This is a genomic window from Anaerofustis stercorihominis, assembly GCF_005844425.1.
GTDB lineage: Bacteria > Bacillota > Clostridia > Eubacteriales > Anaerofustaceae > Anaerofustis > Anaerofustis butyriciformans.
Window position 1 is genome coordinate 62020 of record NZ_SPHL01000006.1, and the last position, 14630, is coordinate 76649.

Annotated in this window: 14 protein-coding genes and 3 tRNA genes; 10 read left to right on the forward strand and 7 right to left on the reverse strand. The window is 29.1% G+C overall.

Annotation, left to right across the window (positions count from 1 at the left end):
- Window positions 1–10: 10 nt before the first annotated feature.
- Both FGQ49_RS03040 and FGQ49_RS03045 read right to left on the reverse strand, forming a co-directional pair.
- Window positions 11–1387: an MATE family efflux transporter gene (locus tag FGQ49_RS03040; RefSeq protein WP_431731924.1), complete on the reverse strand. Its 1377-nt coding sequence runs from the start codon at window positions 1385–1387 to the stop codon at window positions 11–13.
- Window positions 1374–1835, reverse strand: coding sequence for a MarR family winged helix-turn-helix transcriptional regulator (locus tag FGQ49_RS03045; RefSeq protein ID WP_138268441.1), 462 nt, complete (start codon window positions 1833–1835; stop codon window positions 1374–1376). Before FGQ49_RS03045 ends, FGQ49_RS03040 begins: the two co-directional genes overlap by 14 nt.
- Before the next feature lie 203 nt (window positions 1836–2038).
- Here FGQ49_RS03045 and FGQ49_RS03050 point away from each other — a divergent pair, with 203 nt between their 5' ends.
- The 5 genes from FGQ49_RS03050 to FGQ49_RS03070 all read left to right on the forward strand — a co-directional run bounded on the left by FGQ49_RS03050 (window position 2039) and on the right by FGQ49_RS03070 (window position 4175).
- Window positions 2039–3145, forward strand: a complete 1107-nt coding sequence (locus FGQ49_RS03050) for an SLC13 family permease (RefSeq protein ID WP_138268442.1) — start codon at window positions 2039–2041, stop codon at window positions 3143–3145.
- A 126-nt stretch (window positions 3146–3271) separates the two neighbouring features.
- A complete protein-coding gene (locus FGQ49_RS03055) occupies window positions 3272–3847 on the forward strand; it encodes a hypothetical protein (protein WP_138268443.1) in 576 nt (191 codons plus the stop codon).
- Window positions 3848–3928: 81 nt separating this feature from the next.
- A tRNA-Met gene (locus FGQ49_RS03060) sits at window positions 3929–4004 on the forward strand.
- 12 nt (window positions 4005–4016) lie between these two features.
- A tRNA-Met gene (locus FGQ49_RS03065) sits at window positions 4017–4093 on the forward strand.
- 7 nt (window positions 4094–4100) lie between these two features.
- Window positions 4101–4175, forward strand: a tRNA-Glu gene (locus FGQ49_RS03070).
- 276 nt (window positions 4176–4451) lie between these two features.
- Here FGQ49_RS03070 and FGQ49_RS03075 read toward each other — a convergent pair.
- On the reverse strand, window positions 4452–5816 hold the full coding sequence (locus FGQ49_RS03075) for a PTS galactitol transporter subunit IIC (protein WP_138268444.1): 1365 nt from the start codon (window positions 5814–5816) through the stop codon (window positions 4452–4454).
- A gap of 286 nt (window positions 5817–6102) precedes the next feature.
- Here FGQ49_RS03075 and FGQ49_RS03080 point away from each other — a divergent pair, with 286 nt between their 5' ends.
- The gene (locus FGQ49_RS03080) at window positions 6103–6525 is read left to right on the forward strand and encodes a PPC domain-containing DNA-binding protein (protein ID WP_138268445.1); all 423 of its coding nucleotides are present in this window, start codon (window positions 6103–6105) and stop codon (window positions 6523–6525) included.
- 25 nt (window positions 6526–6550) lie between these two features.
- Here FGQ49_RS03080 and FGQ49_RS03085 read toward each other — a convergent pair whose 3' ends face one another.
- From FGQ49_RS03085 to FGQ49_RS03100, 4 genes are all read right to left on the reverse strand, one after another.
- Window positions 6551–7276, reverse strand: a complete 726-nt coding sequence (locus tag FGQ49_RS03085) for a MerR family transcriptional regulator (RefSeq protein WP_138268446.1) — start codon at window positions 7274–7276, stop codon at window positions 6551–6553.
- A 202-nt stretch (window positions 7277–7478) separates the two neighbouring features.
- Window positions 7479–9035, reverse strand: a complete 1557-nt coding sequence (locus tag FGQ49_RS03090) for a glycine betaine ABC transporter substrate-binding protein (protein WP_138268447.1) — start codon at window positions 9033–9035, stop codon at window positions 7479–7481.
- Window positions 9036–10184: an ABC transporter ATP-binding protein gene (locus FGQ49_RS03095; protein WP_138268448.1), complete on the reverse strand. Its 1149-nt coding sequence runs from the start codon at window positions 10182–10184 to the stop codon at window positions 9036–9038.
- Between the two features lie 182 nt (window positions 10185–10366).
- Window positions 10367–10714 (reverse strand): type II toxin-antitoxin system PemK/MazF family toxin, encoded by a 348-nt coding sequence (locus tag FGQ49_RS03100; protein ID WP_138268449.1) that lies wholly within the window; start codon window positions 10712–10714, stop codon window positions 10367–10369.
- Window positions 10715–10914: 200 nt separating this feature from the next.
- Here FGQ49_RS03100 and FGQ49_RS03105 point away from each other — a divergent pair, with 200 nt between their 5' ends.
- The 4 genes from FGQ49_RS03105 to FGQ49_RS03120 all read left to right on the forward strand — a co-directional run bounded on the left by FGQ49_RS03105 (window position 10915) and on the right by FGQ49_RS03120 (window position 14585).
- The gene (locus tag FGQ49_RS03105; protein WP_138268450.1) at window positions 10915–12429 is read left to right on the forward strand and encodes a DUF3794 domain-containing protein; all 1515 of its coding nucleotides are present in this window, start codon (window positions 10915–10917) and stop codon (window positions 12427–12429) included.
- 73 nt (window positions 12430–12502) lie between these two features.
- A complete protein-coding gene (locus FGQ49_RS03110; RefSeq protein ID WP_243112211.1) occupies window positions 12503–13312 on the forward strand; it encodes a putative ABC transporter permease in 810 nt (269 codons plus the stop codon).
- Between the two features lie 87 nt (window positions 13313–13399).
- Window positions 13400–14293 (forward strand): DUF5655 domain-containing protein, encoded by an 894-nt coding sequence (locus FGQ49_RS03115; protein ID WP_138268452.1) that lies wholly within the window; start codon window positions 13400–13402, stop codon window positions 14291–14293.
- Window positions 14294–14384: 91 nt separating this feature from the next.
- On the forward strand, window positions 14385–14585 hold the full coding sequence (locus FGQ49_RS03120) for a hypothetical protein (protein WP_138268453.1): 201 nt from the start codon (window positions 14385–14387) through the stop codon (window positions 14583–14585).
- Window positions 14586–14630: the final 45 nt, after the last annotated feature.

Consider the following 14630-nt stretch of genomic DNA (forward strand, 5'->3'; position numbering starts at 1 on the left):
TTAGTACAATTTAATAAAATGTGGGTTTATCAATTTCATTTAATATTTTTTTTAGGTTTACCGCAAACAATATGCATGTTGTCGTTATTGCTATTATATCTGCTATAGGTTCTGCCAAGAATACTGCTTTAAGATTATTTTCCATTAATGCCGGCATTATATAAATTAAGGGGATAAGTAATATTATTTTTCTGAATATTGCAAGGAAAGTTGATATTTTTGCCTTTCCAAAGGCGATAAAAGTCTGCTGACATGCAACCTGTGCGCCCATGAACAAAAGAGCCGCCATGTATATTTTAATAGCCCATAATGAGAGTTGTTCAAGATTTGGGTCTGAAGTAAAAATATTTATAAGTATTTTAGGGCAAAATTGTGAAACTGCCCAAAGTAAAGTCGAATAACAAAGACAACTTAAAAGAATTAACTTAAATCCTTTCTTTATTCTTTCTTTGTTTCTTGCTCCGTAGTTATAGCTTATTATAGGTTGTCCTCCCTGGGTAATACCTTGAAGAGGTAACATTGCAAATTGCATTATGCTTGATAAAATTGTCATTGCACCTACAGCCAAGTCCCCTCCGTATTTAAGAAGTGAAGAATTAAAACAAAGAACAAGTACGCTTTCTGTGCTTTGCATTATGAAAGGAGCTACTCCCAGTGCAACAGATGGTAAAATAATATTTTTATTTAATTTAAAGTTTTCCTTTTTTAATTTTAATATTGTATTATTTCCCGTTATAAACTTAAATGCAAATAATGCACTTAATGCTTGAGATATTACAGTTGCGGTTGCAGCACCTTCTACACCCATATTCAAACCAAAAATAAAAATAGGGTCAAGAATAATATTTGTTACTGCGCCGATTAAAACCGTAAGCATGCTTATTTTTGAGAAACCCTGTGCTGATATAAAAGCGTTAAGCCCAAGAGTAAGTTGAACAAATATTGTTCCTATGGCATATATTGTTATATAGTTTGATGCGTATGTTATGGTATTTTTGCTTGCTCCAAAAAGGTAAAGAAGCGGGGTTTTGAATATAAGCATAATTAGGGTTAAAATAACTGATACTATTACTAGTGAACTAAAACAGTTACCTAATATTTTTTCAGCTGTTTCATTGTCTTTTCTTCCCATAAATATGCTTGCTCTTGGAGAGCCTCCAACTCCAAATAAATAAGCAAAAGCGGAAACGATCATTATAAGAGGGAAACATACCCCAACTCCCGTTAAAGCCGTTGCTCCAACCTCTGGGATATGCCCTATGTACATTCTGTCTACCATGTTATATAAAGCATTTACTATTTGAGATATAATAGCAGGTAAAGCCAAAATCATAAGCAATCTGCCAACTGGTTCTTTCCCAAGATCAACTTCTTTAGACATTTTTATCTTCATAGTTTTTTGCCCTTTCTTCAAAGATGTTTAATATTTTTTTTATTGTTTTTTCCATTTGGTTTATTTCTTCAATGGAAATTTCTTTTAAAATAATCTTGTCCATTTCGTCTTTTGCGTTTAAAATTTGTTTTATTATTTCATCTGATTTTTTTGAAAGAATTATTCGCTGAATTCTTTTATCCTCATCGTCTGGTTTGATTTTTATTAAATCCTTTTTTAAAAGTGAATCTATGCTTCTGCAAACAAGCCCTTTTGATACATTAAGATATTTACATAATTCTTTTGATGTGTTTTTAGTAGGATTATTGTTTAAAAAAATCAAGACGTTTATTTCATTTGGAGAAAAAGAGTCATCCTCTAACATGTTAGTGAATGATTTTGCGTAAACTTTTCTTATATTTGCAAAATGCTTTAATACTTTTTCTATATTCGTTAAATACATAAATATTCCCCCTTATTAGTTTACTTGTAAACTAATTGATTATTATTTTATCACTATTGTTTTTTTTGTCAATATAAAAGACATTTTTATTATGTAAATATATGCTTGTAAAAAGGTTTTTAATTGTTGTAAAATATTCATGAAAAAAATAGTAGAATTTATATTTTATAATAGTTTGATAGTAATCGGGTAGAGGGTTTTATATGTTAAATAAAATTTTATTGAAAATTAAAAGTGAATTTATACTTTTTGTATCTTTTATAGTTGCTTTAATATCGGTTTTTTTTGTTCCAATTTCAAAAGATTATGTTTCTTATATTGATTTTAAAGTGCTTGCGGTTTTATTTTCACTAATGATTGTAATAGACGGACTTCAAAAGCATGGATTTTTTACTTCTTTTGCTCAAAGGATATTATACGGAAAAAAACGTCTTAGATTATTATATTTAATTCTTGTTTTGCTTCCATTTATAAGCTCTATGTTTATAACAAACGATGTAGCTCTTATAACGTTTGTTCCTTTTTGTGTTTTAATACTTAAAATGATAAATAAACAAGAGTATTTAATATGGACCATAGTAAATCAAACTATTGCAGCTAATCTTGGAAGTATGGCAACTCCTATAGGAAATCCTCAAAATCTATATTTATACGGTAAATTTTCCTTGAGTTTTGGAGGGCTTGTTTCTATTATTTATCCTTATGTGCTACTTAGTTTAATATATTTTTTACTAAGCTGTCTATATATAAAAGATGAAGTAATAAGTGTAAAATTTGATAAATACTTTACTTTTGACATAAAGCAGACTGCTATTTTTATAATGTTGTTTTTAATATGTCTTTTATCAGTTTTTAATATATTGGATTATAAGATACTTTTGGTTATTATTGTTTTAGCCATACTGATATTTGATAAAAAGCTTTTAAGATATGCAGACTATTCACTGATTTTAACATTTGTATGTTTTTTTGTATTTGCAGGGAATATAAGCAGAATTCCTCAAATTAATGATTTTATATCTTTACTTATGGAAAAAAATGCTCTTATTACTTCGATAATTACAAGTCAGATAATAAGTAATGTACCATCAGCACTTTTGCTTTCTGTATTTACAAATAATTACCATGCTTTAATTTTAGGGTGTAATATTGGAGGTCTTGGAACGTTAATTGCTTCTCTTGCAAGTTTGATTTCCTTTAAGATATATTTAAAATCAGAAAAAGTGGAAGCAAAGAAATATATTATAACATTTACTATTCTTAATGTTATTTTACTTGTTTTATTTACAATAATTGCACTTGTTTTATGATATAATTATTAATCTTATATAAAAAAAGAATAAATAATGTTATATTTATTCTTTTTATTTATTAAAAAGTGGAACTTTTTAGTAAATTAGTTTATAATAATTTAAAAATTTACATAGGAGTCATGTATGGATAATATAATTGATTCAATAATAATGTTTATAGATAATTTGGCGCTTCCAATATCCTTAAATACGATATTATCAAATCATATTATACCTATTATAAGTAATGTTTTGGTTATGGGATTTATATGGATTGTAGCAAGTATATTCTTATATTTTTATACAAGAGATAAAAGAGTTTCTATTTTAATCATTATCGGGCTTTTCCTTTGCTCTATAGTGGGCAATGAAGTTATGAAACCTGTTTTATTTCATTTTAGAGAATTTTTAAGTACAAACGGTGTTGGAATATATCTGCCTGAAATTGGAAGATATACTTTTCCTTCTGGATATATAATGATGTGCGCAAGCAGTACCGTTTTGATTTATTATACTAATAAACAGTTTGGTTTATATGCACTTTGTATTACCGGCTTGGTTGCATTTTTAAGACTTTATATAATCACAACTTATCCAGTTGATTTCTTTATAGGTCTTGGGCTTGGAATAATGATAGGAGCATTCCTTGTTTTATTCTTAATGAAAAAGAAAAAAGAGTATGAAGAAATTGAAGATTTAAGTGATAAATTTCACTTTTAAATTATGTAAAAAAAAAATTAAAAAAATATAAAAATAGTATTGACAAGATATATATGGTTATACTATAATATATCGTGCTGACGCGGGGTGGAGCAGTTGGCAGCTCGTCGGGCTCATAACCCGGAGGTCGCAGGTTCAAGTCCTGTCCCCGCAACCAAAAAGTAAATATGGCGGGATAGCTCAGTTGGCTAGAGCACACGGTTCATACCCGTGGTGTCGTAGGTTCAAATCCTATTCCCGCTACCATATATATGGCCCCTTGGTCAAGCGGTTAAGACGTCGCCCTTTCACGGCGAAAACAGGAGTTCGATTCTCCTAGGGGTCACCAATTTGAGATATAACTACCGTAACGGTAGTTTTTTTATTTATATAGTTTAATAATAGGGTGTATGTAAATAGTAAGTTTAGAAGTTTTTATTTTATACAAAATTTTTTATTTTTTCTAATCTCCATTCTATATAAGTATGACTATTAAAATAAAAAGTATAGTATAGACTTTAATCATAAATTTGAGAAAAAAATAAGAATAGTAAAGATATATGAAAGTTTTAAATAAAATACTTTGGTATTAAAAAGCATCCTTAAAGGATGCTTTTAATTTTTATTATTTTTCGTTTTTAACTTGTCTTCTGATTCTAATACCGTTTGCGATTGCACATGCTAAGCTGACAACTGAGAAAATTGCGATTGCGCCAAATCCTCTGAACCATTCTGAAATTTTAACAAGTATAAAGTTAAGAGGTGTTGAAGCATTTGAAATACAACTAACCAAGCTGAAGCCTTCCGGAAGTTGATAAGATGCACTTATTGCAGCTTGTGTAAATACCGGTGCAATTGCGGTTGAAAGAAGTACACCGATTGCCATCATTGATATTGCAATAAGTAAACTTCTAAATGCATTTTCGTTACACATTGGAACAATTAATGCCATTATGTAAGGTGCAGAGCTTAGGTCTGTAAAAGGCAAGAATTGATTTCCAGGTACGATTAATGCAAGTAAAATAATTACAGGAGTTAAGATTAGTGCTGTTGCTATGGTTGTAGGATTACCAAGGGCCACTGCGGCATCCATACCGATATATATTTTACTTCTATTTTTGAATTTTTTGTTTATTATAACTTGTGCTCTTTCTGAAATTGGTGTTAATGCTTCACCAAAGTATTTTGCCATTGCAGGAATTAAAACAAGTGTAGCTCCAAGAGTTATGGCAATTAATAAATATTTATCGTATGCTTTTATTCCATAAGCAAGGATACCTATGATAAGTCCGATTACAAATCCTACAATTAAAGGATCTCCAAGTACCCCAAGTTTTTCTTCCATCTTCTTTGCATTGATGTCTATTTTGTTAAGTCCAGGAATTTTATCGATAATTTTATCAACTACAAAAGAAATACTTGCAAGGACTACCGTCATTGTATGAGGGAAACTTATTCCTTCCATTTTAGTAACTCTTGCTATTCTCTCTGCCGTTAAGTCCGCAAGAACTAAGGCAATTACAAACTCACATACTGCGGCAAGAAGTCCTAGAGGAACTGATGATGTCACAATTGCAACCAGCGAACCTGTAAAAGCAAGCTGCCAGAAATTCCAAATATCAATGTCCGCTGTTTGTGTTAAGTTAAGTACAAGCATAACAACATTTACAAGCAAGCATACAGGTATTATTATCGCTCCTACCTGTGTTGAAAATGCAATTTGAGCAGCAGTCGGCCAGCCAACATCAAGTATATTTAGATTTAAATTTAGATTTTCAACCATTTGTTGTGCTGCCGGACCGATAGTGTTACCAAGTAGATTGATTACAAGGTTTATTCCTATAAATGCAACCCCTATGGTAAGTCCTGATTTTAAGGCTTTGCCAAAGCCTGTGCCGATACAAAGGGCAATAACGAAAATGATAATAGGCATCATAACGCTTGCGCCCAAGTTTGATAAGATATCAAAAAAACCTACAATATAATCCATGATGTATCCTCCCTAAAACGTAATAACTTAAATAAATTATATAACTTTTTTTATATACAGTCAAAGAAAACATAATTATTTTTATTTATAGTTATTTGATAATTGTCATTACTTTTTTAGTGATGATTTTTATATGGATAAATAATCTTTTATATATTGTAGTAAAAGGATAAAATTTATTTGTAAAATATTAAATATATATTAAAAAAATGCTCTTTGCTTGTGATTTATCTGTCAAAAGATTATAATGAATTTAAATAAATATTTTGTCTGAGGGGGCAATTATATGGAATTTAGAAAATTTAAAGATAAGTATATTATAAGACTTAACAAAGGAGATGAAGTAATATCTTCAATTACCGATTTATGCAGAAAAGAAAATATCAAACTTGGTAACTTTGTTGGTCTTGGGGCGGCAAATAAAGTAAGTATAGGACTTTATGATACTGAGCAGAAAGTTTATCATAGGACTTCATATGAAGAAGCTATGGAAATTACTTCACTTATAGGGAATATTTCAACTTTTGATGATGAAGTATATCTTCATGTTCATATAACACTTTGCAATAAAGATATGCAGGTGTTTGGCGGACACTTAAATGAATGTTATATTTCTGCAACCAGTGAAATTACTTTAAATATAATTGAAGGAAAAGTTGAAAGAGAATATGATGAAGATACGGGACTTAATTTATATAAATTTTTATAATCATAAAGGAGTACATTGTACTCCTTTATGATTTTTGGTCATCGTAAATTTCTGCAAAATATCCATTATATCCACATTTACTGCATGTAAGTTTTCTGGTTTTGGGTGTATGTTTTGAAAATATAAATGTTTTTAATGCAGGTTTAAATATATGTTGACATTTTGAACATATATATGCTGAATTTTTATAATATATATTGGTTATGAAAATGCCGAGAAGCAATACTATAAACATTCCAAGAATAAAAGGAACCCAAATTCCTTTTGTAATTCCCAAAATTAAAGTGAACAATTCGATTATATCCATTACAATTCCGACAACCAGCATTTTTTTGTGAGTGTTTTTTATATTTTTTGTATTATTCATGATTTTTTCTATGTCATTTATAGAATTGACGGGTATTGTATTTTTATTTTTTATACTGTCTTTTATTAAGTTTATTGTTTCTATCTTATTTTTTAGTTCTTTTTCTTCGTTTTTCAGATATTTAAGTTGTTCGTTCATAATCATAATAATTAAAGCTTCTTTTTCTTTGTCCTCTAGTATTTCTTTTATTTTTGAAAGAGACAGTCCGATACTTTTAAAAAGACATATAAGGTTTAATGTTTTTATATCTTGTTCATTATATAATCTTCTTCCTCCTTCGCTAAAAGAAGAAGGTTTCAAAATGTTTTTCGTGTCATAATATTGAACAGTTCTGATAGAAACACCGCATATTTTTGCGATTTCCCCGGTAGTGTATGTTGACATAGATATCACCTCCTTATTGTCATATTACAATATTACCTTGCGTTACAAGCAAGCATTTTTAATAAATATTTTAATTAATTCAAAAAAGAATGATAAGGATGCATCCTTTACCATTCTTTTTATGGTCATAATTGTTTAAAATAATCGTTTCCTTAATAATACATATATCTAGTCCGATATATATTTTCTGTTTGCTTTTGGGTTATTTAATCAGCCCGTTTTTTATAAGGAAATCATGAGCGACATCGCTCGATTTTTTTCCTTCTACATCGACTTGGTAATTTAATTCTATCATTACATCTTCATTTAAATATTTTCCCAGTTCTTTTAATATATTTTCGATTTGAGGATATTTTTCTTTAAGTTCTTTGCTTATTACGGGAACTGCATCATATCTTAAAAACGCACCTTTATCATCTTCAAGTACCACGAGATCGTATTTTTTTAATAAGCCATCGGTGGAGTATGCATCTATTACATCACAATCTTTGTTTTGGAGTGCAGTATATCTCGGAGAACCGTCTATTGGTGTTACTTCTTTAAAGTTCATATTATAAGTGTTGTTCAATGCTTTATAGCAGTCTTTTCTTTCCATGAAAGAAAGAGTCGGTGATAATACAAGGTTACTTGATACTTTCTCCAAGTCGCTGTATGTTTTTAAATTGTATTTTTCTGCGGTATCTCTTCTTACAGCTAAAGTATACGTATTGTTAAAGTTAAGTTCATCCAATACTTCCAATCCGTAATTTGATTTCATTTCTTTTTTGCATACATTCAATATTTCTTTGGTGTCTTTTGTATCATTGTGACCGAGCACGCTGCCGTAAATGGTTCCGGTATAATCGATATACATGTCTATGTCTCCGTTTTTTATTGCATCCAAAACTATACCGCTGGCTCCCAAGGAAAGAGATTGCTCTACTTGTATGTCCGTTCTGTCTTCAATAAGGTCTTTTATCATATAGGATAGTATTTCCTGTTCCGTAAAATCCATTGAACCTATTTTAATGGTTTCCGCAGTACTGTTTTTTATTGTAAAAAAACTTCCCGTAATCAATGCTAAACATGTAATGATTATTATAAAATTATCAAAATATTTCTTTATTTTACTTTGTGGATTTGAAAGTTTTAAGTTTTTAGGTATTAATTTCCTTTCCAGTATGGAGAATAAATAATCTATGAATAATGCAAGCAGACATGCCGGTATGGCACCTGATAATATTTGTGCGTTGTTTACGGTTCTTATTCCCGCATATACGAAATATCCCAGTCCTCCCGCTCCGATAAATGCGGCAAGGGTCATAAGTCCTACGGCGCTTACGGCACTTATTCTAACACCTGCCAATATAACCGGAAGAGCCAAAGGCAATTCAACCTTATAAAGAACTTGGAACTTTGTAAGACCTATTCCTTTTGCTGCTTCCAAAGTATCCGGATTTACATTTTCGATTCCGGCATATGTATTTTTTACTATCGGAAGTAAAGAATATAATATTACCATTATAATTGCGGGTTTTGTTCCTATTCCTACAAAAGGGATTAAAAAGCCCAAAAGAGCCATTGATGGAATTGCCTGTATAATATTTGTAATTCCCATTATCGGTTTTTTTGCCGGTTTTACATAGGATATGAGGATGCCTAAAGGTACGCCTATGATAATTGATGCAATTATAGCCAAAAACGTAAGTTCTATATGTTCGGTAAATAAATCAAATATGGTCGAAGCGTTTGAAGAAAAATAATCTATAAAAGCTTTCATTTATTCGTCATCCTCGCTTTCGTCATATTTTTGTTTTAGTGTTGTAAAAAGAATACTTTTGGTAATGAGTCCCACAAGTTTGTTGTCTTCGTTTACAACGGGGATGGTATAAGTGTTGGTTTCGTCTGTTTTCTCTAGTACATCTAAAATAGATTCTTCCGGAGACACATATGTAAAATTTAGATGATATTTTTCTTTGTGTCTTTTTAATACTTGCCCTACCGTTAAATTTTTGTTTCTTTCTTTTAATGCTCTTCTGGCATCCAACAGTCCGAGAAATTCTCTTTTTTTGTTTATTACTATTATGCTGTCTATCTTTTTATCTGCCATTATTGCTCCGGCTTTAAAGCATTGTAAATTATCATAACATGTAACCGGATTATCCATCATAATATCTTTTGCCCTTATAAGTTCCGGAGATTCCCATATTCGTTTTTTTCCTATAAAATTATGTACAAAATCATTTGCCGGATGTTTTAATATTTCTTCCGGCGTATCATATTGTTGTATGCTTCCTTCGTTTATAATACATATTCTGTCAGCAAGTTTTATTGCTTCGGAAATATCATGAGTTACAAAAACGATGGTATTTTTTACTTTTTCTTGTATTTCCAAAAGTTCATCTTGCAGATTTGTTCTCGTTATGGGGTCCAATGCGCTAAAAGGTTCGTCCATTAAAATAATATCGGGGTCATTTGCGAATGCTCTTGCTATTCCTATTCTTTGTTGTTGACCTCCGCTCATTTGGGAAGGATATAAATCAAGATAATCATCTGCTTTGAGTCCTATCATTTCAAGAAGTTCATATGTTTTCTTCTTTATTTTTTCTTTATCCTTTTTTTGAAGTTTTGGTATAAGTTCTATGTTTTCTTTTACCGTCATATGAGGGAAAAGTCCCGTTTGTTGGATTACATAACCGATTTTTCTTCTAAGTTCTATATCGTTTATGTTTCTTATGTCTTCTCCGTTAATGAGTATTTTTCCGTTGCTCGGAGTTATAAGTTTATTTATCATTTTCAGTATTGTTGTTTTACCGCATCCGCTTAATCCTATGAGGCAAACAAATTCTCCGTCTTTTATCTCCAAAGAAATATTTTTTAGTATTTCTTTTTTCTTATAGTGTTTGGAGACATTTTCAAATTGTATCATTTATTTTCTTCCTTTCTGTTACGTTTGTGATAAATGTAACTTATATAAAATATTGTCGCACTAAAATATTAAAATAAGCTTTAAATCCTTGTTTTTTTATATATTTTTAAAAATAAATTAAAAGAATGCGTCATATCTTTTTATAAATAAATATCCCCTTTCATACATGAAAGGGGATAGAGTTATTGAAACATTCCAAAACTTATGGAAAGACCTTCGTTTACTTTATTCATTGTGTCCATATCCACATGACCTATTTTTTCTCTTAATCTTTGTTTGTCTATAGTTCTTATTTGCTCAAGTAATATTACGCTGTCTTTATTAAGTAAATCATTTTTAGCCGAAAGAGAGATATGAGTGGGAAGTTTTGCTTTGCTCATTGACGATGTAATTGCAGAAACAATAACGGTAGGGCTGTGTTTGTTTCCCATATCATTTTGTATAACAAGAACAGGTCTTAAACCTCCTTGTTCGCTTCCCACTATAGGGCTTAAATCTGCGTAATATATATCTCCTCTTTTTATGTTCATTTGTTTTACTCCAGTTTATTTATATATTCTTTTGTTTTAATTCTTTATCCTCATATTTATAATATTTAAAAGAATCAAACTATGTTACTAATAAAATCTTTGCCGTTAATGAGATTTTTTATACCTAAAAATAAAATTTAAAGTCATATTTTTTATATAAAAAAATATATTTTAAAAGGAGTATATTTAGGAGGAATAAAATGGAATTTGAACAAATGGTAAAAAAAATTAATTTAACCGGTAAGGAAGATAATATTGATATAGTTACAGAAGTTTTTGAAAGCGTAAAAATTCTTGATAATATGTCAAATATAGAAAGAATTTTGCTTACAAACAGCGATGCAATGATAAAAAACATATCCTTAAAGAATGGTAAGTTCGTTTTAAAGGGAATTTTAAGAGTTAATATTTTGTATCTTGGGGAAAATGAGAGTCTGTGCGGTATAGATAAAAATATAGAATTCTTTGTTACCCTTGCAGAAGGAGAAAAATGGGATAAGCTTTATAATCTAAAAACTCAGATTCAAAATATTGAATTTAGAGTGGTGAAGAAAAGAAGAATTGAAGTTAGCGCTAATGTAAGAGTATTTGGTATTTGTATGGCAGGAGAATATATAAACACAATAAGCGAAGAGGGAATGAAAGCACTTGAAGTTAAAACTTGTCATGATACGTTGAGTATTTTTGATACCAACTCTACAAAAGAAACATTTACTTTTAAAAAGGATATACCTTTAAGTGACAGTATAAATATTATTTTTGTCAGTGCAGCTTTAAGAGATATTAACACTAATGCGTCGGGGGTGGGCGTATTATACAGTGCAAAAGTTGAAATACTTCTTATATATAAAGACGGTTTTGAAGAAGACAGTGAGGTAACGATAGAAAAACTGGTTTATCCTATAAATCATTTCATTGAAAAAGACCCTAAATTGAAATGCGACTATTATAATATAATCCCTAGCATTGAAAACGTGAATGCAAGGTATGTAATGGAAGATGAAGATTCTTTCATAGAAATTAGTATGGATATGATTTCAAATACTTTGTTTAGTGAAAATAAAGAAATAGACGTTGTTCTTGACGCCTATAGTACGAATAAATCCATAAAGCCGGTTTTAAAAGAACAAAATGTAATATCCCTAAAAAGTGAAACGGAAAAAAATATAAAAGTAAGTAATTCAAAAACCTTAATGGATATGGATATGATAGGTTCTGTTATAGGGGACAGTGAAAATATTAGGTACGAGTATTCCATAGATGAAAACATATTAAGCATAAAAGGCGAAATAGAAGTAAATATGGTTACATATATAGATAACGACAGTAAATATTATGTTGATACCATAAATCTTCCTTTTGAAATGAAAGAAGAAGTAGATTTTTCAGGTGGAGATGACTTATTTATAAATATTGATATAAATAATTTAGTCATAAACAGCTTAAACCAAACAATAAGCATTGATGGTGATATAAATATATGTGTTTATGTACTTGGAAGTATGAATGTTATGAATTTATATGGAGTTGAACAGATAGAAAATGTAGAAGAAAAACAAAAAGATATAAAAGTAAAGATATATTACAAAGAAAGAAACGAGAGTTTATGGGATATAGGAAAGAAAAACTTTATAAAATCAGATGATATCTTAGATATGAATGATATTGAAAATGAAAGCGATATAGAAGACGGTTATCCTCTTATTATAAGGTAGTTTTATTTACATTCCCTTATTATGTTGTTATAATATGTTTTATTACATATAAGGGAGAAGACATTTGGAATACATGACAATATACGATTATTTAAGTTTTTTTATAATATATTCTTTTTTAGGCTGGTGCGTTGAGGTTATATATCAAACCTTTAAAGAAGGTCGTTTTATAAACAGAGGATTTTTGCATGGACCTGTTTGTCCGATTTACGGTTTTGGTGTTTTATTGGTAATATATTTTTTAGAGCCTTTAAAATCAAATTTTGTTATTTTGTTTTTTGGTTCTTTGGTTTTTACTACACTGCTGGAACTATGTACAGGTTTTGTGCTTGAAAAATTATTTGCAATAAGATGGTGGGACTATTCAAATAACAAGTTTAATTTAAACGGATATATATGTTTATCTTTTTCGTTAATTTGGGCGTTTGCTTGTGTGTTCGTTGTGAATATTATCCACCCTCTTATAAACTTGTTCGTTGATGTTATTCCATATAATGCAGGCATTATTTTAATTATTTTTATTTTATTAATAATGCTTGTTGATTGTATTTTAACCGTTAATACAATATTAAAATTCAAGGCAAAATTAGAAAGACTAAGTCAAATTGGAGAAAAGCTTACACAGTTATCTGATAATATTGGTAAGAAACTTTCCGACGAAACCCTTGAATTTATGGATAAAGGTGAAAAATTAAAAGAAGATATGTATCTTGAGAAGCTTGCTATAAAAGAGCTTAAAGATGAGAAAAAGGATATTATCGAAAATCATTTGATGAAATTCAGATATTATGAATATTTCAAATTCCATCCAAAAGTTAAATTTCAAAAATACAATGATGTTTTTGAAGAGCTACTTGAAAGAAGAAAAAAGAGAAAGCATTAATGCTTTCTTTTTTTATATTGAACATAAAAAATTTATTTTATATAATTATATTAATATAATTTGCTAAATGGAAATTAGGAGAAAAATATGTCCGAAATAAAATTATTTAAAATAAACAATGAAGTTGAACGATTGGTTCCTACACAAGTTTTACTTGAAAAAGAACTTCAGAATTTAATTGAAAATAATATGGAACAGTTTTTTGGTGTTCGTTTTTTGTATAGCGAATATAGTATACCAAGTGGGAGAATGGATAGTATTGGGATTGATGAAAATAACTGTCCGGTAATTTTTGAATATAAAAGAAGCAGTAACGAAAATGTTATTAATCAAGGATTGTTTTATTTAGATTGGCTGCTTGACCATAAAGCGAATTTTAAACTTCTTGTTATGGAGAAATTAGGAAGTGATGCTGCAGAATTAATAGACTGGTCTGCTCCTTGTGTAATTTGTGTTGCAAATGATTTTACAAAATATGATGTACATGCAGTTAATCAAATGCAAAGAAATATAAAGTTAGTAAAATATAAAAAATATAATGATGAACTTATTTTATTTGAACACTTAAATGCTCCGATTATAAAAAATAGTGTAGATAGTACAGTAAACGAAGAAAAGAGAAATTCATCACAAAAAACTCATTTAGAAAAATTAAATAATTTATCAAAAGAATTACATATTTTATATGATTCAATTTGTGATTATATTGAATCTTTAGGGGACGATATTGTTTCTAATCAATTAAAACTTTATTTAGCATATAAAAAAGTTCAAAATATGGCATGTATTGAGGTTTATAATAAACAAATTATAATATATTTAAAACTTAGCCCCGATACAGTTATATTAGAAAATGGATTTACAAGAGATATGAGAAACGTTGGACATTATGGAACGGGAGATTTGCAAATTACCATAAAAAACAATAATGATTTTGAGAAAGCAAAACCTTTAATCGAAAGAGCATATAATGAAATGTAGAAAAATAGCCTTGAATAAAGGTTATTTTTTTATTAATAAAAGAACATCATTTTGAATACATTTAAGTAAAGACTTTTTTAAGGAGAATGATGTGAAGTTACAGTGTCTGCATTTTAATAACAGAAAAACTTATAGATACATTACTCATTTTGAAAATGAGTATTATTTATTTTGTGAAGATCCCCTATCTTGTATATATTCTCTTGTTAAATATGATAAAGAAAAAAGTACTGCAAGGGATATTCTTCTTTTTGAAAATTATTTTGATTATAAGATTGATGATTATTGCTGAACTTAAAATTAGAGGTGTAGTATCTGATGAAGAAAATCCTACTAC

Excerpts from the sequence above, each read along its gene's own strand:
- FGQ49_RS03090 (WP_138268447.1), bottom strand. The coding sequence starts at position 9,035 with ATGAAAGCTTTTATAGATTATTTTTCTTCAAACGCTTCGACCATATTT.
- FGQ49_RS03100 (WP_138268449.1), bottom strand. The coding sequence starts at position 10,714 with ATGAACATAAAAAGAGGAGATATATATTACGCAGATTTAAGCCCTATA.
- FGQ49_RS03075 (WP_138268444.1), bottom strand. The coding sequence starts at position 5,816 with ATGGATTATATTGTAGGTTTTTTTGATATCTTATCAAACTTGGGCGCA.
- FGQ49_RS03095 (WP_138268448.1), bottom strand. The coding sequence starts at position 10,184 with ATGATACAATTTGAAAATGTCTCCAAACACTATAAGAAAAAAGAAATA.
- FGQ49_RS03045 (WP_138268441.1), bottom strand. The coding sequence starts at position 1,835 with ATGTATTTAACGAATATAGAAAAAGTATTAAAGCATTTTGCAAATATA.
- FGQ49_RS03110 (WP_243112211.1), top strand. The coding sequence starts at position 12,503 with ATGACAATATACGATTATTTAAGTTTTTTTATAATATATTCTTTTTTA.
- FGQ49_RS03105 (WP_138268450.1), top strand. The coding sequence starts at position 10,915 with ATGGAATTTGAACAAATGGTAAAAAAAATTAATTTAACCGGTAAGGAA.
- FGQ49_RS03055 (WP_138268443.1), top strand. The coding sequence starts at position 3,272 with ATGGATAATATAATTGATTCAATAATAATGTTTATAGATAATTTGGCG.
- FGQ49_RS03080 (WP_138268445.1), top strand. The coding sequence starts at position 6,103 with ATGGAATTTAGAAAATTTAAAGATAAGTATATTATAAGACTTAACAAA.
- FGQ49_RS03050 (WP_138268442.1), top strand. The coding sequence starts at position 2,039 with ATGTTAAATAAAATTTTATTGAAAATTAAAAGTGAATTTATACTTTTT.
- FGQ49_RS03085 (WP_138268446.1), bottom strand. The coding sequence starts at position 7,276 with ATGTCAACATACACTACCGGGGAAATCGCAAAAATATGCGGTGTTTCT.
- FGQ49_RS03115 (WP_138268452.1), top strand. The coding sequence starts at position 13,400 with ATGTCCGAAATAAAATTATTTAAAATAAACAATGAAGTTGAACGATTG.